Origin of the sequence: Exiguobacterium sp. RIT341 (genome assembly GCF_000632205.1) — a bacterium.
Taxonomy (GTDB): domain Bacteria; phylum Bacillota; class Bacilli; order Exiguobacteriales; family Exiguobacteriaceae; genus Exiguobacterium_A.
This window is the reverse complement of record NZ_JFYW01000009.1, coordinates 165,994-188,150: the sequence shown is the minus strand read 5'-3', so window position 1 is coordinate 188,150 and position 22,157 is coordinate 165,994. Positions and strand designations below refer to the sequence as shown.

The 22,157-nt window shown below is 47.3% G+C and carries 25 protein-coding genes; 14 read left to right on the top strand and 11 right to left on the bottom strand.

The genetic code is table 11. From position 1 onward, the window contains the following. Window positions 1–27: 27 nt before the first annotated feature. The 4 genes from BW42_RS11905 to BW42_RS11890 are packed head-to-tail and all read left to right on the top strand — an operon-like array spanning window position 28 to window position 2,548. A complete protein-coding gene (locus tag BW42_RS11905; protein WP_035411379.1) occupies window positions 28–255 on the top strand; it encodes a hypothetical protein in 228 nt (75 codons plus the stop codon). Beyond that, window positions 245–766: a hypothetical protein gene (locus BW42_RS11900; protein ID WP_035411376.1), complete on the top strand. Its 522-nt coding sequence runs from the start codon at window positions 245–247 to the stop codon at window positions 764–766. Before BW42_RS11905 ends, BW42_RS11900 begins: the two co-directional genes overlap by 11 nt. After that, on the top strand, window positions 763–2,283 hold the full coding sequence (locus BW42_RS11895) for a flotillin family protein (RefSeq protein ID WP_029343201.1): 1,521 nt from the start codon (window positions 763–765) through the stop codon (window positions 2,281–2,283). The genes BW42_RS11900 and BW42_RS11895 overlap by 4 nt, the downstream gene beginning before the upstream one ends. A gap of 49 nt (window positions 2,284–2,332) precedes the next feature. Then, complete coding sequence (locus BW42_RS11890) at window positions 2,333–2,548, top strand: hypothetical protein (protein ID WP_035411372.1); 216 nt, start codon at window positions 2,333–2,335, stop codon at window positions 2,546–2,548. Window positions 2,549–2,610: 62 nt separating this feature from the next. Here BW42_RS11890 and BW42_RS11885 read toward each other — a convergent pair whose 3' ends face one another. Together BW42_RS11885 and BW42_RS11880 are read right to left on the bottom strand one after the other, a co-directional pair. Beyond that, a complete protein-coding gene (locus tag BW42_RS11885) occupies window positions 2,611–3,459 on the bottom strand; it encodes a DegV family protein (protein WP_035411370.1) in 849 nt (282 codons plus the stop codon). Window positions 3,460–3,475: 16 nt separating this feature from the next. Continuing rightward, window positions 3,476–4,297, bottom strand: a complete 822-nt coding sequence (locus BW42_RS11880) for a biotin/lipoate A/B protein ligase family protein (RefSeq protein ID WP_035411367.1) — start codon at window positions 4,295–4,297, stop codon at window positions 3,476–3,478. 145 nt (window positions 4,298–4,442) lie between these two features. Between BW42_RS11880 and BW42_RS11875 the strand changes: the two genes are divergently transcribed. The 3 genes from BW42_RS11875 to BW42_RS11865 all read left to right on the top strand — a co-directional run bounded on the left by BW42_RS11875 (window position 4,443) and on the right by BW42_RS11865 (window position 7,905). After that, on the top strand, window positions 4,443–5,750 hold the full coding sequence (locus BW42_RS11875) for an HD domain-containing protein (RefSeq protein ID WP_035411364.1): 1,308 nt from the start codon (window positions 4,443–4,445) through the stop codon (window positions 5,748–5,750). Beyond that, entirely contained in the window at window positions 5,747–6,604 is an 858-nt protein-coding gene (locus tag BW42_RS11870; RefSeq protein WP_081780423.1) for a phosphotransferase family protein, read from the top strand. Before BW42_RS11875 ends, BW42_RS11870 begins: the two co-directional genes overlap by 4 nt. Window positions 6,605–6,726: 122 nt before the next feature. After that, the gene (locus tag BW42_RS11865) at window positions 6,727–7,905 is read left to right on the top strand and encodes a NupC/NupG family nucleoside CNT transporter (RefSeq protein ID WP_035411361.1); all 1,179 of its coding nucleotides are present in this window, start codon (window positions 6,727–6,729) and stop codon (window positions 7,903–7,905) included. A 55-nt stretch (window positions 7,906–7,960) separates the two neighbouring features. On the opposite strand, the gene BW42_RS11860 is transcribed toward BW42_RS11865, so the two are convergent. Both BW42_RS11860 and BW42_RS11855 read right to left on the bottom strand, forming a co-directional pair. Further along, window positions 7,961–8,605, bottom strand: a complete 645-nt coding sequence (locus BW42_RS11860) for an NAD(P)-dependent oxidoreductase (protein WP_035411358.1) — start codon at window positions 8,603–8,605, stop codon at window positions 7,961–7,963. 72 nt (window positions 8,606–8,677) lie between these two features. Then, complete coding sequence (locus BW42_RS11855; RefSeq protein WP_023466792.1) at window positions 8,678–8,863, bottom strand: 2-hydroxymuconate tautomerase; 186 nt, start codon at window positions 8,861–8,863, stop codon at window positions 8,678–8,680. Between the two features lie 169 nt (window positions 8,864–9,032). Between BW42_RS11855 and BW42_RS11850 the strand changes: the two genes are divergently transcribed. Beyond that, the gene (locus BW42_RS11850; RefSeq protein WP_035411354.1) at window positions 9,033–9,557 is read left to right on the top strand and encodes a hypothetical protein; all 525 of its coding nucleotides are present in this window, start codon (window positions 9,033–9,035) and stop codon (window positions 9,555–9,557) included. Window positions 9,558–9,622: 65 nt separating this feature from the next. Further along, the gene (locus BW42_RS11845) at window positions 9,623–10,117 is read left to right on the top strand and encodes a YwhD family protein (RefSeq protein ID WP_023466794.1); all 495 of its coding nucleotides are present in this window, start codon (window positions 9,623–9,625) and stop codon (window positions 10,115–10,117) included. A gap of 35 nt (window positions 10,118–10,152) precedes the next feature. Here BW42_RS11845 and BW42_RS11840 read toward each other — a convergent pair whose 3' ends face one another. Further along, entirely contained in the window at window positions 10,153–10,998 is an 846-nt protein-coding gene (locus BW42_RS11840; protein ID WP_035411351.1) for a metallophosphoesterase, read from the bottom strand. Between the two features lie 90 nt (window positions 10,999–11,088). After that, window positions 11,089–12,645 carry a BCCT family transporter gene (locus tag BW42_RS11835; protein WP_035411348.1) on the bottom strand — a complete coding sequence of 519 codons (1,557 nt, stop codon included), beginning with the start codon at window positions 12,643–12,645 and terminating at the stop codon, window positions 11,089–11,091. A gap of 378 nt (window positions 12,646–13,023) precedes the next feature. Between BW42_RS11835 and BW42_RS11830 the strand changes: the two genes are divergently transcribed. The 5 genes from BW42_RS11830 (at window position 13,024) to BW42_RS11810 (ending at window position 17,560) form a co-directional block, all read left to right on the top strand. Next, window positions 13,024–13,695, top strand: coding sequence for an NAD(P)H-dependent oxidoreductase (locus tag BW42_RS11830; protein ID WP_035411345.1), 672 nt, complete (start codon window positions 13,024–13,026; stop codon window positions 13,693–13,695). A 144-nt stretch (window positions 13,696–13,839) separates the two neighbouring features. Continuing rightward, the gene (speE, locus tag BW42_RS11825) at window positions 13,840–14,682 is read left to right on the top strand and encodes a polyamine aminopropyltransferase (RefSeq protein WP_035411343.1); all 843 of its coding nucleotides are present in this window, start codon (window positions 13,840–13,842) and stop codon (window positions 14,680–14,682) included. Window positions 14,683–14,796: 114 nt separating this feature from the next. Continuing rightward, window positions 14,797–15,669 carry an agmatinase gene (gene speB / locus BW42_RS11820; protein ID WP_023466800.1) on the top strand — a complete coding sequence of 291 codons (873 nt, stop codon included), beginning with the start codon at window positions 14,797–14,799 and terminating at the stop codon, window positions 15,667–15,669. 525 nt (window positions 15,670–16,194) lie between these two features. Then, window positions 16,195–16,983: a DUF4397 domain-containing protein gene (locus tag BW42_RS11815; protein ID WP_035411338.1), complete on the top strand. Its 789-nt coding sequence runs from the start codon at window positions 16,195–16,197 to the stop codon at window positions 16,981–16,983. Next, a complete protein-coding gene (locus BW42_RS11810; RefSeq protein ID WP_052019137.1) occupies window positions 16,955–17,560 on the top strand; it encodes a class F sortase in 606 nt (201 codons plus the stop codon). Before BW42_RS11815 ends, BW42_RS11810 begins: the two co-directional genes overlap by 29 nt. A gap of 53 nt (window positions 17,561–17,613) precedes the next feature. Here BW42_RS11810 and BW42_RS11805 read toward each other — a convergent pair whose 3' ends face one another. The 5 genes from BW42_RS11805 to BW42_RS11785 all read right to left on the bottom strand — a co-directional run bounded on the left by BW42_RS11805 (window position 17,614) and on the right by BW42_RS11785 (window position 22,039). Next, window positions 17,614–18,915, bottom strand: coding sequence for a globin-coupled sensor protein (locus BW42_RS11805; protein ID WP_035411335.1), 1,302 nt, complete (start codon window positions 18,913–18,915; stop codon window positions 17,614–17,616). Between the two features lie 170 nt (window positions 18,916–19,085). Further along, the gene (locus BW42_RS11800) at window positions 19,086–19,310 is read right to left on the bottom strand and encodes a hypothetical protein (protein WP_035411332.1); all 225 of its coding nucleotides are present in this window, start codon (window positions 19,308–19,310) and stop codon (window positions 19,086–19,088) included. Window positions 19,311–19,396: 86 nt separating this feature from the next. Further along, on the bottom strand, window positions 19,397–19,603 hold the full coding sequence (locus BW42_RS11795; RefSeq protein WP_023466808.1) for a heavy-metal-associated domain-containing protein: 207 nt from the start codon (window positions 19,601–19,603) through the stop codon (window positions 19,397–19,399). Beyond that, a complete protein-coding gene (locus tag BW42_RS11790; protein ID WP_035411329.1) occupies window positions 19,600–21,729 on the bottom strand; it encodes a cation-translocating P-type ATPase in 2,130 nt (709 codons plus the stop codon). The genes BW42_RS11795 and BW42_RS11790 overlap by 4 nt, the downstream gene beginning before the upstream one ends. A gap of 13 nt (window positions 21,730–21,742) precedes the next feature. Beyond that, entirely contained in the window at window positions 21,743–22,039 is a 297-nt protein-coding gene (locus BW42_RS11785) for a metal-sensitive transcriptional regulator (protein WP_035411326.1), read from the bottom strand. Window positions 22,040–22,157 lie beyond the last annotated feature (118 nt).

Sequence of the window (22,157 nt, the reverse complement as noted above, 5' to 3'; positions counted from 1 at the left end):
GCCAGTACTTCAGAAAGGAGTGGAGCGATGAAACAGGAGTTGCCGCGTGAACGAGAACCGTCGATTGAGGCAAGATTAGCACGTCATTTTGCCGCGCAAAAAAAATACTTACGTCGTCAAGAAGAGGCGATTGATCAGCGAGACAAAGAGTTGGCTCGTTTATTGTATGAAGAAAACCGGACTGCGTATCAGCGGGCTTATCACGAACTGTATGGTTCACATCCTTACATCGAGGTGAACGAAAATGGACGTTAGTACACTTTATTTATATGCGTTAGCGGCCGCTGCTTGTGGTGTGTTTGTGTCCATCCTATTCTCAGACGTCATTCCGGGTGTCGATCAAATTTTCCATCCTACGTTGATCTTATCTTTCGTCATCATCACGTCAGCGATCGGCTTCGGACTCGAACAACTGAGTCCGCTTGGTTCAATTTTGATTTTGATCATCAGCAGTGTCATCGCGTTGTTGGTGACGACGCTGATGCATATTTTTTTGTTCGTTCCGATGGCACAAGCCGAACAGTCGCTTGGATTTTCGGAACAGATGCTAGAAGGGCGTAGCGCAACCGTCATCGTGCCGATTCCGACTGAAGGATATGGTGAAATTTTACTTGATGACGTCTCAGGACGTGTATCGAAGTCAGCCGTCCTGTTTGAAGGTCCTGCCTTACCACAAGGAACAAAGGTACTTGTTATCGAGATTAAACAAGGCGTCGCGTCTGTCGTGACGTACCCCCAACAATGGAAAAAGGAGATGTTTACATGAATCCAGTGTTAATCGTATCGATCGTTGCAGTCGCATTGATCGTTGCATTGATTGTCCTATTCATCACGAAGTACCGAACGGTTGGTCCGGAAGAAGCATTAATCGTATCCGGTAGTTATCTTGGAGGACGCAACGTTAATACCGATGAGTCCGGCAACCGGGTGAAGATTATTCGCGGCGGCGGAACATTCGTGTTACCTGTCTTCCAACAAGCAACACCACTGAGTTTGTTATCGAGTAAACTCGAAGTCACAACACCAGAAGTGTACACGGAGCAGGGTGTACCGGTCATGGCTGATGGAACAGCGATCATCAAGATCGGCAGTTCGATTTCTGAGATTGCAACAGCAGCAGAGCAGTTCCTCGGAAAATCAAAAGAAGAGCGCGAAGGGGAAGCGCGTGAAGTTCTTGAAGGGCATTTGCGTTCGATCCTCGGTTCGATGACAGTCGAAGAAATTTATAAGAACCGCGATAAGTTCTCGCAAGAAGTCCAGCGGGTCGCATCACAAGACCTGGCGAAGATGGGACTCGTCATCGTTTCGTTTACGATCAAAGACGTCCGAGATAAAAATGGATACTTAGAATCACTCGGGAAACCACGGATTGCACAGGTGCGCCGGGATGCGGACATCGCAACGGCAGACGCGGAAAAAGAGACACGCATCAAACGAGCGGAAGCTTCAAAGGATGCGAAAAAAGCAGAACTCGAACGTGCAACGGAAATCGCTGAAGCGGAAAAAGAAAATCAGTTGAAGATGGCAGACTACCGCCGCGAACAAGATATCGCGAAGGCGAAAGCCGACCAAGCATATGATCTTGAGAACGCACGTGCACAACAAGAAGTCACCGAGCAACAGATGCAAATCAAAATCATCGAGCGTCAAAAACAAATCGAGCTCGAAGAACGTGAAATCCTCCGTCGTGAGAAACAATACGATGCGGAAGTCAAAAAACGTGCCGATGCCGATCGTTACTCGATTGAGCAAGCTGCCCAAGCGGACCGTGCGAAGCAATATGCGGAAGCAGATGCAACGAAATACCGGATCGAGGCATCGGCAAAAGCGGATGCAGAACGAATTCGTCTGGATGGTCTTGCGAAAGCGGACGCTGAGCGAGCACAAGGGGAAACAGAAGCAGACATCATTCGTTTGAAAGGTCTTGCCGAAGCGGAAGCGAAAGAAAAAATCGCGCAGGCGTTCGAACAATTCGGACAAGCAGCAATCCTTGACATGGTCATTCGGATGATGCCAGAGTACGCGAAAGAGATTGCAGCACCACTCGGTAACATCGATAAGATCACGGTCGTCGATACAGGTAGTGGTGAAGGTGGCGGTGCGAACCGTGTCACAGGGTACGCAACGGATTTGATGGCGTCACTGCAAGAGACGTTAAAAGCGTCGTCAGGATTAGATGTCAAAGAGTTGATCGAGAACTTCTCTGGTAAAGGAACAGCAAAGCCGTTAACGGTCAACTTGAATTCTCATGATGCGGTGGCAGCGTCGAAAACAGAAGACTGATATCATTACTATGTACTAGTAGAAGTAGTTTCTGAAAGGATATCTCATCATGGATGGTTTAGCGTTACTGCAAGAGCGTTGGATGTTGTTGCTCCCGTTCGTTGTCGTCTTCTTGATCAACGTCGGGTTATTGACAGCCCTTCTAAAGAAGCGACGTGATTTACCGAAGATGCTGGTCTTCGGAATGGGTGGGATGGCGATCGTGTTCATCGTCTCCTCGCTCGGCTTAAGCGTAGCACTGCTATTCTTTGGCTATAATTCCTAAAAAAACGGGACAGACTCGATTAAGAGTCTGTCCCGTTTTAAATGAAGTAAGAATGAATGCTGTTAACGTGGAAGGTCGTAACCAATGACGACGAGTCCCGGTCCAGTATGTGAACCGATGGCTGCGCCGGCGATCGTCAAGATGACTTCGCTTGGTGAGAATTGTGCTTCAATCAATTGTTTTAACTGTTCTGCCCGTTCGATCGAATCCCCGTGACCAATCATGATTCGGTGTCCGTCAATCGCAGGACGTGCTTCTTCCATCCACTCGACGATCCGGTTCATGACCTTTTTCTGACCTCGGATTTTTTCTTTCGGAATCAGCTTCCCATCTTCGACGGTCAACAGTGGCAAGATCGATAGGAGACCACCAATGAAGGCGCTAGCTCGCGAAACGCGTCCACCGCGCATCAAATATTCGAGTGATTCGACTGTAAACAGATGACGAATCGTATTCACCTTGGCTTCAGCGTAAACCACTGTTTCTTCAAACGAATGCGTTTGTGCATACTCTGCAACGTCGAGAACGAATAGTCCTTGTCCCGTTGAAGCGGTTTTCGTATCGAGCACGAGATAGGGGACGTTCGGATATTTTTCGGCGAGTTCATCTGCGAGCATCTTCGCGGTTTGGTATGTTCCAGATAACTCACTTGAAAAAGCGAGATAGAGGAAGGGATCACCTTGTTCGAAGTGACGCGTGAACACCTCGACCATCCGGCTGACTTCTACTTGGAATGTCTTTGGTGCTGCGCCATCGCGCATCTTATCATACAGTTGTTTTGGAGATATCGATTCTCCGTCGAAGAACGTGTCTTCGTCGATCAATACGCCGAACGGCATGATCGTAAAATCATAAGCATCTAACATGTCTTTTGGTGCATCAGCACCACTGTCTGTGATCAATCGGATCATCACGTTCTCTCCTTTCTTAACCTAGGGCTTTTTCATTTCGATCAAGCATTCGACTCAAGTTGACACCGAACCGCTCGTTCTCGAGTTCCGTCAAAGTCGCTGGTGTTAAATCAGCGCCGAGCGCAAGTAATGCCTCATAGGCACGACGTAAACATTTCTCAATCGTCAATGAGGTACCGAGTAATTCTTCAAGCGAAGCCATCGTTTCCGGGACAATGGTTGGATAGACGAATTTCGTCGCCTCGCCTTGAAGCGCTGCCGCGTAAAAGTCGCGGACTAAAGCGGCGCGCTGACTCCCGCTTCCGTTAACACAGAGGTAGATTTGAACGGCAACTCCACCGCGGACACGACGTTGTGAGATACCGGCGAACTTTTTACCGGCGATCGACAGGTCGTAAGAACCGGGACAATACGATCCAACGACTTCACCGGCGACGATCGCGTCCGTTTCTTGAGCGAACATGCCACGGACGAGCGCAAGCATCGCTTCGTAACCACTGTCGATATCGATGCCGCCACGTTCGGGTAGGACTAACGAAATATTCAAGACACCGGCGTCAAGGACGACAGCAAGACCGCCTGAGTTACGGACGACGGGCGAGAAACCATGTTCGTGCAAAACAGCTACGCCGTCAGCAAGGTGAGGAAGGCGGGCATCCTGGATGCCGAGGACGACAGTTTCGTGGTGAATCCAAGAGCGGAGTGCAGCTCCTTCTGTTGCAACGGAAGCGCATAATGTGTCGTCCATCGCAAACGATTGTGTCGCATGAAAAGCAGTTCCGAGTGACGTTTGATCAAAAATACGATAATATTCTTGTTTTAAGAGTTCGATTCCCATAGGCTCGTTCCTTTATTGTAGATTTGCGACATCATTATAGCACAGGGTGTATAAAGTTTCTGTGCGAAGCGCCGCAGGAGACAGGAATCCTTGGAGACAAAACCGAACAACAACGACATAGACACGATTTAAAGGAGAGAAACATATGTATCAATCATTAGGTCAATTAAAGGAAACGAAGGTCTTCAAAGATCCTGTTCATCGGTATATCTATGTCAGTGATCAGTTGATTTGGCAATTGATTGGTACACGTGAGTTTCAACGACTACGTCGAATCAAACAACTGGGAACATCCTTTTTGACGTTTCATGGGGCGGAACACACGCGATTCCATCATTCACTCGGCGTCTATGAGATCACGCGCCAACTGATCGACGTCTTTAACGGTCGCGCCGATTGGGATGATCAGTACCGGGAGTTGACGCTGGCTGCGGCACTCTTACACGATGTTGGTCATGGTCCGTTTTCGCACGCGTTCGAGAATGTCTTCGGTGTCAACCATGAAACGTGGACAGAGCGAATCATCCTCGGGGATACGGAAATCAAGAAAGTTCTCGACCAAGTGGGAGAGGGATTCGCGGAAGAAGTGGCGTCGATCATCAATAAAACGCACCCGAATCAACTGCTCGTCACGATGATCAGCTCTCAACTCGACGTTGATCGAATGGATTATTTATTACGCGATGCGCACTTTGCTGGCGTCAGCTACGGAAAATTTGATCTTGAGCGAATGCTTCGGGTATTGCGTCCGGCGCCGAATCAAATGGTCGTCAAGCAGTCCGGGATGCATTCGATTGAAGACTACATCATGCGTCGGTATCAGATGTATTGGCAAGTCTACCTGCATCCGGTGACACGATCGAGTGATTACCTATTAAAAGCCATTCTCGAACGAGCACAGGAGCTGTACCTTTCCGGTTATCCGTTTGCGATTGCACCGATTCATTTAATGCCGCTGTTTGATCAGAAGATGGAGTTGCGTGATTTCCTTGGACTCGATGAGACGATCGTCTACTTCTATTTTCAGCAGTGGGCGAACGAACAGGATCCTATCCTTTCTGATCTATCAGAAAGATTCGTTGACCGAAAGTTGTTCAAGTATGTTGATTATCCTGCTGAAAAACGTGAACTCGTCCATGAAAAATTATGCGAGCTGTTTGACGCGATCGGCTTGAATCCGACGTATTATCTGCTAGAAGATAAACTCAGTCGTCTTCCTTACGATTTATATGGAGATAATGGTGAAATCAGCAAACAACCGATCATGCTACAGATGAAGGGTGGGCAGATGAAAGAGATTTCGCAAGTTTCACCGCTCGTTCAAGCCATCGCGACGTCACGCCAAACGGATGAGAAGCTGTTCTTCCCGCAAGAAATTTTGCACGACTTGCGCGAACATGCGAATGAGAAGATGCAAATCGACCAGTTATTGATTGGTAATGTGACATCATGATATCGTCCGTTGTCCTTACGAAAATCTTGCAACAGCTTGGACAGGAGGGAGGAGAGGTCGAAGTCTTAAAAGGCGCGACATCCTCCCTTGTTTTTCGGGTCGGTGAGGGAATTCTTCGCGTCCATACGAATCAGGATTGGCTACATGAGGAGCCTGATCTTGTCTTGCACGAGGTGTTTGCGTTACGAGCAGCAGGTGACTTAGCACCAGATGTGTTGGACTATCAAACAGATGTTAGGGACGAAATACCACCTTGGTTATATATGACGCGTTCACCGGGAGAGATCCGGCTTGATCAGGTGGATGAGCAATATGTCGAACGACTAGCACAGATGCTTGTGGCAATCCATACACTGCCCGTACCAGAATCTCTTTATGTCTATCAGCCGTATGCGACGGAACGTTACGTTCCGACGTGGACGCAGCATCCGGAGAGATGGCGTCAGCTACTGGCGGTCGAACCGATCGAAAGTCAAACAATCCGATTTATTCATCGGGATTTCCATCCGGTCAATGTGTTATACGAAATGGATGGAACGTGTCATACGATTGATTGGATTAATGCGTGTTTAGGTCCCATTGAAGTCGACCTTGCGCATTGTCGTTTGAATCTTGCCTTGCTCGAATCCGTCGAGATGGCGGATCATTTTTTAAAAAGTTACCTTAAACAGACGAACCGTTTGTACGATCACGCGTGGGATATTCGAGCTGTTTTTGATTTTGGACCTGAAACAATTGACGTCTATTCGGGGTGGAAAGCATATGGAAGGCAAAACCTCAGTCAGGACAATGTTCGGGAACGCTTGGAAAAGTTTGTCTTGAAAGTCTATGAAAATAACGAAAGCGGTTACTAAATGAACTTTTTCTCTTGTAGTTCTTCGAAATATTGATTATTCTATTACTTGGAAAGAGATTAAACGTCAGACATCGTACGAATGTACAACTGATAAACAACTAATAGATAGAGGGGTACTTCATGAAATATCTTATCGCACTACTCGGACTGGCTATCGTTTTCGGCTTGGCACTCCTTGTCAGCAGCAATCGTAAAGGCATCAAATTGAAACCGCTTGCGGTCATGCTAGTTCTTCAGCTCGTACTTGGGTTCATTTTACTCAATACATCGTTCGGATATATCGTCATTCGTGGCGTCGCGAAAGTCTTTGAAAAACTGCTGAGTTATGCGGCAATCGGGATTGATTTCGTCTTTGGTGGACTAGCGAACGAAGGTGCACAACCGTTCTTCATTAACGTCTTGCTACCAATCGTTTTCATCTCTGCCTTGATCGGAATTTTGCAATTCACAAAGATTTTACCGATCTTGATGCGCGGAATTGGTTTCGTCTTGTCGAAAATCAACGGGATGGGGCGTCTCGAGTCTTACAACGCGGTTGCTTCAGCTGCGATCGGACAATCAGAAGTATTCATCACAGTAAAAAAACAAATTGGTCAATTACCAGCAAACCGTCTTTACACATTGTGTGCATCAGCAATGTCGACGGTTTCGATGTCAATCGTCGGTGCGTACATGACGATGGTAGAACCAAAATATGTCGTTACAGCAATCGTCTTGAACTTGTTCGGTGGTTTCATGATCGTCTCAATCATCAACCCATACACGGTTGACCCGGAAGAAGATATTCTTGAAATCGTCGAAGAGAAGCAAACGTTCTTCGAAATGCTCGGCGAATACATCATGGATGGATTCAAAGTCGCAATCATCGTTGGTGCGATGTTGATCGGTTATAATGCTTTGATCGGAATGGTCAACGATATCTTCCTGATGGTTCTCGATATCTCGTTCCAAGAAATTCTCGGATACATCTTTGCACCATTCGCATTCATCATGGGTGTTCCATGGGCGGAAGCCGTCAGTGCCGGTAGTGTCATGGCCACGAAATTGATCACGAATGAATTTGTCGCGATGTTAAGCCTTCCTGAGTACACGAAAGAGTTCTCGGAACGTACACTCGGAATCGTTTCTGTCTTCTTGATCTCGTTCGCGAACTTCTCGTCGATCGGAATCATCGCTGGTGCGGTTAAAGGATTGAATGATCGCCAAGGAAGCGTTGCAGCTAGTTTTGGTTTGAAATTACTGTATGGTGCAACTCTCGTCAGCGTCTTGACGTCAATCGTCGTCAGCGTCTTGCTGTAATCGTTACACATGTAAAAGAGCAATGGATCAGCAGATCCATTGCTCTTTTTGTCTATTATTTCGTTTCACCGTGCGAAGCAATTCCGACGCGGACGCGATGGTGGGTTCCGTCACGGTAGACTTCGTAAGCGAACTGCGCGACGTTTTCCCGGGGAATCGGTCCTGTCGATGCAGTGAAGCGTGTCGTCTCAATCAACAAGTCGTCAGCAGCAAGTGCTTTATCTTCCGTCAATTGTGTTGGGCAGATGACGGTGAAGTCGACGTCTGCATCCTTTAAAGTCAAATAAGCTTTCAGGTGATCCTCTGCTGCGATTGTCGAGCGGCGACGGGATTCACTCGATTGGAAACGATACTTTCCAGGCTCTTCTGACGCATCGAGAATACCTGCTGTACCAATGAAGACGATCCGTTCGATACCTGCTTCCTTCATCTTGGTGACGAGATGTGGAATTGCTGTCGAGAGAACCTGCTGTTGATCAGTTCCGAGACAACTGAAGACAGCGGCACTTCCCGCGAGTGCTTGTTCGAGATCGTCCGGATTTGTCGCGTCTCCCGTCAGGATATGAAGGCAATCGTGAACTGGTAAGTCCGATGACACGGAACGCACGAGTGCTTGGACATCGTAGCCATCTTTTAATAAACGATCGATTAGAGGGCGACCCGTTCGACCGGTCGCACCAAGTACAGTAACAGTAGTCATAAGAATTCCTCCTTGGAGATCAAGTAGATGGGAAAAAGAGACGTGCGGTAGCGACCGGACGTCTCTTGTTGATTATTTATCTGCAAACATGACGCCAGCTTGACCATAATCTGTTTTTTCCATCTCTTCGATGAAGACCGTAATGTTTTCTTTTGGAGCATTTGTCGTTTCTGATACCGCTTCCGTGACTTTTTCAATCAAGGCGCGTTTTTGTTCAACTGTTCGACCCGATAACATTTTAACCGTAACATATGGCATGACTTCATTTCCCCCTCTAGCATGATGACGATACGCCATCAGTATAGCGCATTCGATAGGGGATTCGTCAATTCGAACATCGTTTTCGAAAAAGAAGGGTATAAGGTAGGAGCTATTCTTGTCGGAAGCGAAGAAGGTCATACACATACGGCAGAAAAGGAGAGACATAATGGACGCGATCATACGAAAAAAAATTCATACGCTACTGATTTTTGATCGGACGTTACCAGAAGATACAGCTTATCCATTGTCTGGCCCTAAAGGACTCGAGGTTGCAGATATCGTCTTTGAACAGAACATCCCGTTCGGTCGACTCGTAACGGATAAAGAACTCGCTCAACTGCTGAATCAAAAAGAAGCAAAGCGATACGGGATGCTGACATTGCTTGAGGACGATGTACGTTTCAAACCGTTATTTCAAAATCGAAAACCGACAGCCGACATGGAAGAAGAGGTTGAGGCAAAGGTGCGAGAACTGGCGCATCAGTTACGTGCGATTCGGTCGCGGTGTTCTTCGCTGGAACGTCTCTTTTTATTCGGTCGTGCAGCGCAAACCCTGTTTGATCGTGCTTTGCTTCATCTCGAAGAGGTCAATCCCCCAGCCCACGAGGAGATTGCATCCATGACGTGTTATCGTCTCCCGACGATTCGCCGAGCGACAGAGGATCAATTACAGCTACTCCGTTACGAGTGACTGGTTGCAGACACCTCGGAATGCGGTATGATAGAAGCAACAGGAATAAAAGGGGACAAAACACGATGGAAAAAAAGATTAACTTCAATATCATTTCAGATAACTCTACAGACGGTCACGGAGGATTCGGTGTCGGAACACTCAGTTTAAATAGTATGTCACCAGTCATCATTTCTCCGGAAGACGGCGAAGCTTACATTGATATGGGTGCGATGCACGCAAAAGCAGCAATCGAAAAACGCGTCAAGTTCACGACGGATAAAGCCGATACGCCAAACGGTAAACTGTACTGGATCGTCTGGGTGACGGTTGGTCGTAAACCTGAAGGCTTCTATTACGGTGGTGTGGCTGCTTGTGATCTGCTAGTCGATGCAGAAGCACGGCGCGGATTCAAGATTCTCGCTGATCACGTCAATAAGATGGATAAATCTCTCAAAGGACGGATCGTCGTCGATCACATGGATGAGCGTTCAAAGGAATTGTTACGTGATTTCTTGCAGACTCATAAACCTGAGATGTGGGAAAATGCTGACGCTGCTTTACATGAAGCGTTGGTCTAAACAAAAGAACGTGTGCCGCGGCACACGTTCTTTTTTCATGGTCGTTTCAGCGTCAAGACGACGAGTTCTGGATGATTGAACAGACGAAACGGAAACAGGCTGTTCCCAAGACCACGACTGACAATCAGTTCAGTCTGCTGTTCCTGATAGCGGCCTGCCGTCACGGTTGGAAAGAATCCTTGACCAGGCGCATACAGACCTTCCGTAAACGGTAAGCGGATCTGTCCGCCGTGGGCGTGACCGGATAAGACGAGATCAACGGAACGCTCTGCATACAAGGATTTATATTCCGGACGATGCGCAAGCAGGAGCTGGAACGCATCAGGCGATACGTCTTGCAGTGCTTGATCGAGACTTTGACGAATCCCATCCGGTTCTGATAGTCCTTCGCGCCAACGTGTCGTCGTCGGATCATCGATACCGAGTAACGAAATCGATTGTCCTTTATACTCGATGACACGCGTTTCATTCCGAAGAACGGTGACACCGAGCTGCTCAAGCTTCGGTAAAATCGTTAAGTTTCGTCGGACTTCATGATTCCCGGTGACGAAGTAGACAGGGTATCGATCGACGAGCGCTTTCATGAGTGTAAGGGCAGCTTCTTCTCCGTTTCGCCTCGAGTCAATCAAATCGCCAGTCATGACAACGAGATCTGGTGATTTACGACTAATTTTTTTCAATAGTCGTTTTTGATCCGATCCGAACGTTTTGCCATGTAGGTCGGCGATTTGAACGACGCGATAGCCATCAAATGATTTTGGCAAGCGACCCGACGTGACTGTGATCTCTGAGACGTCGATGACGTTATTTTCACGATATAAAAACCAACTACCTAGCGCTAGAATCCCAAGGGATACGAGCCAACGTGTACGTTTTCGCATGAGTCACCTCATTTCTTTCTGTTCAGCATAATTCAGAATAACAAAAAAGACCTCCTTCCGTATGCGACGGAAGGAGGAGTTCAAAACAATTTAAGCATCTTGCTTTAAATCCGTGACTTCTTTTTGGGCATCAGGTTCATCTGATAACTCCTTAAATAGAGCGATAATCATCATACCGACGACGAAGATGAACGGAAAGGCGGCAAGAACTGAAGCAGCCTGCAAGGCGCTCAATCCTCCGGCATAAAGTAAGACAGCGGCAATCGAAGACTGGAGAACACCCCAAGCGAGCTTGATGCGTAAGCTTGGCATGAGACTACCACCAGACGAAAGCATCCCGAGAACATATGTCGCGGAGTCAGCCGAAGTAATGAAGAACGTCGTGATCAAGAAGACGGCGACGATACTGAGGAATGTGCCTAATCCACCGAATGTCTCAAACAGAGCGAACATGCCGGTTTCGACTCCTTTATCGTTAACCGTCGTGATCAAATTGACGTTTTGGAACAGTTCATTCCAAATTGCTGATCCACCAAAAACAGAGAACCAAAGCAATCCGAAAATCGTTGGGACGAGCATGATTCCGATGACGAACTCACGAATCGTTCGTCCCTTCGAGACACGAGCAATAAACGTACCGACGAATGGTGACCATGAAATCCACCACGCCCAGTAGAAGATCGTCCAATCGTTGATCCAACCGCGTTCATCTGGATTAAAAGCAGATGCGCGGAAGCTCATGACTGGTAAATTTTGCAGATAAGCTCCTGTCGTTTGGACGAAGAGGTCCATGATGAAACTAAACGGTCCGAGGAAAAGGACGGCGACCATCAATAGAACAGCAAGAACAATGTTGGCGTTACTGAGACGAACGATTCCTTTATCAAGACCAGATGCGGCACTCATCATATAAAGGACCGAGACGATCACGATAATGATCATTTGTGTAGCAAATGAGTTCGGAATACTACTTGTCAAGAAGTTCAGTCCACCTGAGATTTGTTGCGCACCGAGACCAAGTGACGTCGCGACACCGAACGCCGTTGCGACGATGGCGAGTACTTCGACGGTACCTTTACCGGCTGAAGCGAACTGAGGCTTCATCAATGAAGCGACCGTGTCGCCAATCGTAGCAGGACGTCCTTTTCGGAATGTCGAGTACGCGATGGCAAGTCCGACGATCGCATACAAGGCCCACGGATGTAATCCCCAGTGGAAGAACGAATAGCGCATCGCGAGTCGTGCCGCTTCCGTCGGATCATCCGTTGCGACCGGCGGTGTATGGAAATGCGTCAAAGGCTCTGAGACACCCCAGAAGACAAGACCAATTCCCATACCAGCGCTGAAGAGCATGGCAAACCAAGAAATGAGACCATATTCAGGTCGGTCCGAATCCTTACCGAGTCGGATGGAACCGAAGCGGGAAAAGATTAAAAAGATAGCAATGATTAAAAAAGCACTCATGCCGAGAAGATAAAGCCAGCCAAATCCGCCAGAGACAAAGGATTGTGCTTTAGCTGTGACATTTCCGAGACTAGCTGCACCGATTAGGGATTCCGGTAAGATTCCCCATATGGTAAAGAGCACACAGAAAATGACGGATACCATAAAGACTTTTGTAATCTTACTTTTTCGATTATTTTCCATCGTGTTCCACACCTTCTTTCGAATTTTACATGGTTGTTCTGTATCAAATGATGACAACGACATTATCATTACCCCGTGCATCCGATAACAAAACCTAATCACGCAGGGTACTACCGTAACAAACACTTTGGTGAAAAAGCAAATCGTTTGGGAAATGAAACCATAGAAACTAGGGAATTACCAGAGAGGAAAGGTGTAAAATGGCGGATAATCAAATGTTTAAAATGATTTTTAAATAGTGAAAGGAAAGACGTTAATATTCTTATTTCCCGTTTTACTTAAAAACTAACGTAATGACTAATCTGAGCAAATCAGAGGCGGTCCGAAATTGGATTTGATATAACAAAAGCAGTCATCATTTTAAAGGAGGCATTTCTTATGGGAAAACAACAACAAAAACAAGCGATTCTCGAAGCATTTCAATCTCGTCATGCGACAAAAGCATTTAATGGTCAAATGATCCCAGAAGACGATTTCCGGTTCATTTTAGAAACGGCGCGTCTGTCACCGAGCTCGTTCGGATATGAGCCATGGAACATGCTCGTTATTCAAAATCCAGAAATCCGAGAAGCCTTAAAAGAAATTTCTTGGGGCGCACAAGGACAATTACCGACAGCGAGTCACTTCGTCTTGTTTCTTGCCCGTACCGGAGAACAAATGCAGGCAGATGGTCCGCATGTCACGCAGATGATGGATTTCCTTGGTCTATCCGAAGAAGCGAAAGCCGGACGGACGAAGCGTTACGGTCTGTTTTTAGAAGAGGATTTTGCGATCGGTGATAACCCGAAAGCGATGGAAGACTGGGCAGCTAAACAAGCCTATATCGCACTTGGGAACATGATGTCGACGGCAGCACAAATCGATGTCGATTCATGCCCAATCGAAGGATTCGACCAGCAAGCTGTCGAGCAATTACTCGTCGATCGTGGACTGCTCGATCGTTCTGTTTTCACGGTGCCGGTCATGGTCGCATTCGGTTACCGGGCAGAAGAACCAAAACGTGAGAAGCAACGTCGTCCGCTTGAGGAAATCGTGACGTTCGTCGAGTAAAGACGGAAGACAAAAATTTTCGAATTATATAGAAGTTTCTTTCGAAATTCGGTATACTCGCATTTGTATGATTAAGAAGCGCCGTAAACGCCACTCGCATACGAACAACTTTTGTCTTGATGAAAGAAAGGGGTTCTATCGCAAATGGAACAAAAATTAAAGTTATGGTTCACGGAACACCAAACGGAAGATTACGGTATCACATTCCGTGTCAACCACGTTTATGAGAGCGAACAAACGGAGTTTCAACGCCTAGAGATGGTTGAAACGGACGAGTTCGGTACGATGTTGTTACTTGACGGAATGGTCATGACGACAGATAAGGACGAGTTCGTTTACCACGAGATGGTCGCGCACGTCCCATTGTTCACACACCCGAATCCAAAATCGGTTCTGGTCGTTGGTGGAGGAGACGGCGGAGTCATCCGTGAAGTCTTGAAACACCCGTCCGTCGAAAAAGCTGTTTTGGTTGAAATCGACGGAAAAGTCATCGAGTATTCGAAAAAATACCTCCCGAACATTGCAGGTGGATTGGACGATGCACGCGTCGAAGTCATCGTTGGGGATGGATTCATGCATATCGCAGAAGCAGAAAACGAGTATGATGTCATCATGGTCGACTCGACAGAACCAGTTGGTCCAGCGGTCAACTTGTTTACGAAAGGCTTCTACTCTGGTATTTCAAAAGCATTGAAAGAAGACGGCATTTTCGTCGCACAATCGGATAACCCATGGTTCACACCAGATTTGATCCGTGATGTTCAACGCGACGTCAAAGAAATCTTCCCGATCACGAAGCTCTACATCGCTAACGTTCCGACATACCCAAGTGGTCTTTGGACATTCACGATCGGATCAAAGAAACACGATCCGCTTGCTGTCGTACCAGAGCGTTTCCACGAGATCGATACGAAGTATTACACGCCTGAGCTTCACACGGCAGCATTCGCGCTTCCGAAGTTCGTTAAAGATTTGACGAACGGCTGAGCTCAGTCACTATAGCACACATGAACAGAGCGGTTTCGATCTTCGAAATCGCTCTGTTGTCAGGTAAACAGGCGTTTGCATCAGCAAGCGGCAAATGAACAGGGGGAATGGATCATGCGTTTTGATGAAGCATATTCAGGAAAAGTCTTTATCGCGAGTCAACCGACTCACGAAGATGCAAAAGGAATTTTGTACGGCATGCCGATGGACTGGACGGTCAGTTTCCGTCCGGGTTCACGATTCGGTCCGGCACGTATCCGTGAAGTCTCACTTGGTTTAGAAGAATATAGCCCGTACTTAGATGGTGACATCGCTGACGCAAAATTGTTTGACGCGGGAGATATCCCATTACCATTCGGGAATGCACAAAAATCACTTGATATGATTGAAGAATACGTCGATTCGTTACTGACAGCAGGCAAGTTCCCGCTCGGTATGGGTGGCGAACATTTAGTCACGTGGCCAGTCGTCAAAGCGTTCGATAAACACTATGATGATTTTGTTGTGCTTCACTTTGATGCGCATACGGACTTGCGTGACGAGTACGAAGGTGAGCCATTGTCGCACTCGACACCACTCAAGAAGATCGCGAACTTGATCGGACCAGAGAACTGTTATTCATTCGGAATTCGTTCAGGGATGAAAGAAGAGTTCGAATGGGCGAAGACGTCAGGCTACAACCTCTTCAAATACGAGATCGTCGAGCCGCTTCGTCAAGTTCTTCCAACACTTGCCGGTAAAAAAGTCTACGTCACGATCGATATCGATGTTCTCGATCCGTCAGCAGCACCAGGGACAGGGACACAAGAAATCGGTGGAGTGACAACGAAGGAATTACTCGAAGTCGTTCACATGATTGCACGAGCAGACGTCGACGTCATCGGCGCGGATTTGGTAGAAGTATGCCCAGCGTACGATCAATCCGACATGACAGCGATCGCGGCAGCGAAAGTATTACGCGAAATGATGATTGGATTCATTAAATGAAAAAGCAAAAGAGACCGGACGTGATGTCGGTCTCTTTTGTTTTGCTCAGAAGAAGAACTGAATGACCCCGAACGCACCGAATCCGATGATCAGACTGACAGATGTCTATTGGACGACGCGCAGAACGGACGTCGCAATCTGGTGTTTAAGCAGGTGTGTGATGTTTGCCAGGATGCTCCCCCAGGTGGCAGAACCAAGAAAAATACCGATTAGAAACAAAACGGCATCCTGTCCGCTCGTCATCGGATTCAAGAACGTCAGAAGTAAAACGGACAGGTAGGCACTTAACCGTGACGAGGCTGTATCATAACTAACCTTCTTTTCAATTGATTTGTTATGTATTTTATTTCGAAAACAAAAAGAAGGTCAGTGTGTTTTCAAAACAAGTTCATAGCACACTGAAATCTTTACACATATACGGAAGTATCTTAAGTTTAAGATGTCACCACGACGGAAATATTCTGAAGTGTAAGAACATTGGTTTGAGAGCGATGTACATTTGACAATCAGAAAGGTGGAAAAAAGATGAAGAAACTCTTATCGTTTGTGACTGCTACGTTACTGTTTGCACTATTCGTGCTTCCGGTAGGCGCAGCAGATGACGCAATGGTTCGTGTCATTCATGCTTCACCAGATGCTCCGGCAGTCGATATCGCGGTCGATGGCAAAAAAGCCGTATCAGGAGCAAAATTCAAAGATGTTACAGATTACCTCACACTACCAGCTGGCGAACATAAAGTAGAAGTATTCGCTGCAGGAACAACAAAAGATCCTGTGCTCTCTCAAACACTCAATGTGGAAGCTGGTAAATTCTATTCTGTCGCAGCAATCGGTAAACTTGCTGATATTAAACTTGCTGTCATGGAAGACAACGGCAAAGGCGAAGACGGCAAATCAATGGTCCGTGTCGCACACTTTGCACCAGATGCACCTGCTGTTGATGTCGCACCAAAAGGTGGAGACCCACTCTTTAGCAACCTTGAATTCTCAAAAGTCTCTGACTACGGTACACTCGATGCAGGTACGTATGACCTCGAAGTCCGCCCTGCAGGCGCAACGGATGTCGTCAAAGCACTTGATGGCGTCAAACTCGACAGTGGCAAAAACTATACAGCTCTCGCAATCGGTTTACTAGAAGGCGAGCCAGCGTTTGATGTTCTCTTAATTCCAGATGGCGGTGAAATGGCATCAATGCCAGATACAGGACTTGGTGGTTCTGCTGATACGACTTCTGCTACACCATGGGCAGTCGCAGCAGCAGCTGCCTTGTTAGTAGGAACAGCGTATGTCGTCCGTCGTAAACAAAACGCTTAAGAGTAGTCTGCTTCTCTTACTCGTATTAGCCGGATGCCAATCGGGATCACCTCCAGGTACTACAAAGCCGGAAAAACCAAAACAAACTGAAACGACGTCTTCTTCGTCCACTCCATCCGAAATGGTGGACGAAGAAGCATTCATTCCAACGCGTATTATGATTCCGACGCTCGATGTGAAAGCAAACATCGAAGTCGTCGGGAAGGATAAGCAAGGACGGATGGATGTGCCAAAAAAAACGGATCAAGTCGCGTGGTATAAATACGGTGCGAAAGCCGGTCAAACCGGAAATGTCGTATTAGCAGGACATCTAGACGATGAAAAGGGACCTGCTGTCTTTTATGATTTAGCCAAGATGAAAAAAGGGCAACGGATTGAAGTGACAGGGAAAACAGGACAACAGGTGTCATACGTGGTGACGAACGTCATGTCCTATCCTGTCGATGAAGCACCAGTCGGATCAATCTTTGGTGCGACCGTCATGAACAAACTGACGCTCATTTCATGCATTGGTACGTTTACAAACTCAAAAGGGTACGATCAACGTCTTGTCGTCACGGCAGAACAAGACAATTAAAAATGAAACAGGTCTCTCACTTCGGCTATGACCGAAAAAGAGAGACCTGTTTTTTAGTGTGTTTCTGAAGCTGCGACAAGATCCGTCGTCAGTGTCGTCAAGCCTTGCGTCGTTTTACTGAGACCTTGGATCGTCTCGACGATTTGTCCAAGGTTTTCTTTATTACGACCAAACAACGTCAGTGAGTTTTCCATTTCACTCTTAACGGTTTGGATTCCTTGTTTGACTTGTTGTAATTCTTGCTGAGATGCAGTGTTGGCGCGTGTGATGTCTTCCATCTGAGAAACCAGTTGTGTAATGTTGCCATTGTTCTTTTGAATCAGACCATTGATGCTGCTACTTAATGACTTGGCATTTTCAGCAAGGTTCCGGACTTCCGTCGCTACGACAGCGAATCCTTTACCGTGTTCACCGGCGCGGGCTGCTTCAATCGAAGCATTTAACGCGAGTAAGTTCGTTTGATTGGCGATCGCTTCGATGCTTTGTGTCATCTGGACGATCTCATCCGACGTCGTTTTCAATTCGTGGATGCTTTCAAGCGAAGTACCAACTTGTTGTGTTGATTGAGCGAATTGTTGCTCCATCTGTTGCATCTGTCGTTCGTTAGCAATCGTCATTTGGACGAGTTGCTGGCTCGTCTGCTCCGTCTGATCTGTTTCTGCCAACACTTGTGAAGCACGTCGGCTCGTTTCGATGATGGCATGATCCGTATGTTCGACGGAGCTTGCGACTTCTTGACTGACACGAACGACGTCTGTCAGCAGTTGACGGCGCGACTCGTTCGCTGCCGTTACTTCATGAAGACGAGAATCGACGTACTGACTCGTTACGATTTGAGCATCTAAGTTCATCGCGTGAGTCAATGCAAGCACGGCTGTTGTCAGTTGCGCTGGGTCATGCTGATAATGTTCGACGATTTTAGGAATCAACAACGTCTGAAACGCAGCATATGAAGCGATGAACCAAGTGACGGGAACGAAGTTGTGTTTATGCGTCTGTCCCATCCGTGTCCGCATCGCAAGGAAGGATTCATCCATGTTTCCTGTCAGAAGACTCGTGAAGTAGTCTGCAAAGACTTTTTTCAATCGTTCGCGTGTCGATGATTGTTTCGCGATCGTTGCCATCTCTGGATTCAATAATAGATGGTCAAGCACTTGCTCGAGGACCTCATCTAAGATGCCTTGAACGATAGGTGCCATCGATTTAAGTGTCTGTAGCTGTTCTTCTGTATACCCCATGTATACGAGACGAGATGTAAGATCAGGATCTGCCGTCTTCGTGATGAGATGAGAATCAGGAAAGCCGATTGTAGCTTGATAAACCGAAGTAGTCTTACTTTTAAAAGGATTGCGCACGTAGTTGCCTCCAATACTCAAGATGTGAATAAAATGATGTCTGTTTCTTATCGGTTCATCTTGACGAAGCGATACTGGTTTTCGAAAAAAAGACGAGAATATTGAAAAACATTGACCGGAAACAAAAAAACTCATGGCAAGTGCCATGAGGAGAATGAAAAAAGACAGGATTAGACCGGTTGATCTTCCTGGAATGCTTTTTTGGCGTCCACGATCGAGCGCATTCGTTGAACGCAGGTTTGAACGAATTGAATATCGATGGAGGTGAAACGGGTGACAGGTCCACGAGCTGACTCGGCACTGAATGTGAAGGTTCCGAGATTCCAAAGTTCGATTTTGAATCGTTTTCCTTTGTTGTCGTCGAAGTGTTCTACGAATTCGATTTGCGGTACCATACGAACCCCTCCTTACTCCGTATATTCCCGCTTTTCAAAAAATAAAAAAGCCAAACTGCGTGTTAGAAGCAGTTTGGCATGGATGTTTAAGCAGTCGGCACATCATAGCCGATCTCTTCGATTGCATCGACGAGGCGCTCACGAGGAACGTCTTCATGCTGTACCGTCACTTGGTTTTGTTCCAGTGAGACAGTAGCATGTTGTACACCTTCGACTTCAGATAAAGCTGATTCGACACTCGCTTTACAGTGATTGCATGTCATACCGATAACAGATAACGTTGTTTCTTTCATGATGAAGTTCCTCCTTCAGATAGTGGGGTACGTTTTAATCGTAACGCATTCGTCACGACAGAGACAGAACTGAATGCCATGGCGGCGCCCGCAAGCCATGGAGCAAGCAGACCAAGAAAAGCAACAGGGATGCCAATCGTATTGTAGCCGAGTGCGAAAACGAGATTTTGACGAATGTTTTTCATTGTCTGCTCACTTAGTTCGATCGCAAGTAAAACTTGTTTTAAATCGTGTCCAAGCAACGTCACGTCGGCTGCTTCGAGGGCGACATCTGTGCCGCTGCCGAGCGCGATGCCGACGTCCGCCGTTACAAGAGCGGGAGCATCATTGATACCGTCTCCGACCATCGCGACACGTTTCGTTTGTTGAAGTGACTGAATGACATCTGCCTTTTCAACAGGTAAGACGTCAGCAAAGACGAACGCTCGATCAAGTCCGAGTTCTTCTGCTAGATGATCAGCAACTTCACGACGATCACCGGTCAAGAGATACACGTCCTTAGTCTCTCGCAACCGCTGGATTGTTTCTTTCGCTGAATCTTTTAACGCGTCACGGATGGCATATCCGGCAGCGACTTCTCCATCGACGGCGACATACACGAGTGTCGCTCCGAGTGACGTCCAGTCAGGAAGGGCGATGTTTCGTTCCTGAATCATTCGCGCTGAACCAACGATCAAATCATGTCCCATGATTTGTCCTGTGATCCCACGTCCTGATTCGACATGGAACTGTTCGATATCAAAAACGACATCCCGCTCTGCTGTGATGGCACGGGCAAGAGGATGTTCGGATTGACGTTCGAGCGCGGCAGCGAAATCGAGCGCTGTCTCCGTGCCAAACGTCTCGACGACGACAGGGCGACCGACTGTCAGTGTTCCAGTCTTATCAAAGACGACAGCATCGACATGTTGGAGGTTCTCCAGTTGAGCCCCCCCTTTAAAGAGAATCCCTCGTTCCGCTCCTTTTCCGGTTCCGACCATGATTGAAGTTGGTGTTGCGAGTCCGAGTGCACACGGACAGGCGATAACGAGAACCGCGATGGCAGGACGAATCGCTTCTGCAAAGGAACCGGTGAACATCCACCAAGCGGCTAATGTCAGAAGCGCGATGGCGACGACGATCGGTACGAACACACCAGAAATCCGATCGGCTTGGCGCTGAATCGGCGCTTTTTCGGTCTGCGCTTGCTCGACGACGCGAATGATTTGTGCGAGAACCGTTGCTTGCCCGATCTTTGTCGCCTCGATTTGTAAGGAACCGTTCGTATTCAGCGTACCACCAATGACGGATGCGCCAACAGTCTTATGAACAGGAACGGATTCACCGGTCAACATCGACTCATCGAGATACGCATCACCTGCGCGAACAATACCGTCTGTCGGAATTTTATTTCCGGGTTTTACGAGCAACACCATCCCGGCTTGGATCGCCTCAATTGAAACGATCCGTTCCTGCCCATCTTCCAAAACGATGGCTTCTTTCGCTTGTAAGGAAAGCAGACTTTTAATCGCTCCTGTCGTCTGTTGTTTCGCACGGTCTTCGAGAACCTTCCCAAGCAAGACGAGTGTAATCAGAATCGCACTTGTCTCAAAGTAGAGGTGTGGCATATCAGAGACGAACAGCATTTCAGCAACGGAATAGAAGTAGGCTGCCGATGTCCCGAGCGCGACAAGGACATCCATGTTAGCACTCCCGCTCCGTAAGCTTTTATAAGCCCCGCTATAAAAGGGCGCACCGATGATGAATTGAACCGGTGTCGCTAAAGCAAATTGTAGCCACGGGTTCATCAAGAATGGAAGATGGAATGGACTATTCGGAATATGTGTCAGCATGCTCGCGAGCAAAGGGAGCGAAAGAACGGCTGCGATGACGAAGCGATACAGCATCCGACGATTCGATTTTGTTGCGTGTGGTGCTTGTTTGACCGTGGCCTCGTAGCCGATTTTGCGAATTTTTTCGATGATCGCTTGATCATCATAGGCATCAGAAATCGAGACACGAGCCGTCTCGAGTGGTAAGTTGACCGTTGCTTCGACGCCGTCCATCCGGTTCAGGACTTTTTCAATCCGAGCGGAACAGGCGGCACATGTCATCCCTTCAATATCAAACTCAATCGTTTTTGACATCAGAAAACCCTCCTTACTTTTTCAGACGGGCAATGACTGCCATCAACTCATCGACGTAAGCGTCCGTACTGTCTTGACGAGTCGCGACCTCATGCATGCACATTTTGACGTGGCGTTCGATGATTTGTAGTTCGACCTGTCGAAGTGCTGCTTGAATCGATGCGGTTTGCGTCAAAATGTCGATACAATACCGGTCTTCAGAAACCATGTTGGCAATCCCGCGGACTTGTCCTTCGATACGCTTTAATCGTTTCATTAAAGCGTCTTGTTCTTCATGTGTTCGTGGGACGACAGGGTGATCGTGTGCCATAGTCGTGCCTCCTTTAGTAATCTTGTTGTTATCTTTACTCTAACATATAGGTATGGGGGGTACCAGTATATAGCTCAAACAATAAAAAAAGCAGTCGCGAGAGGCGACTGCTTTTGCA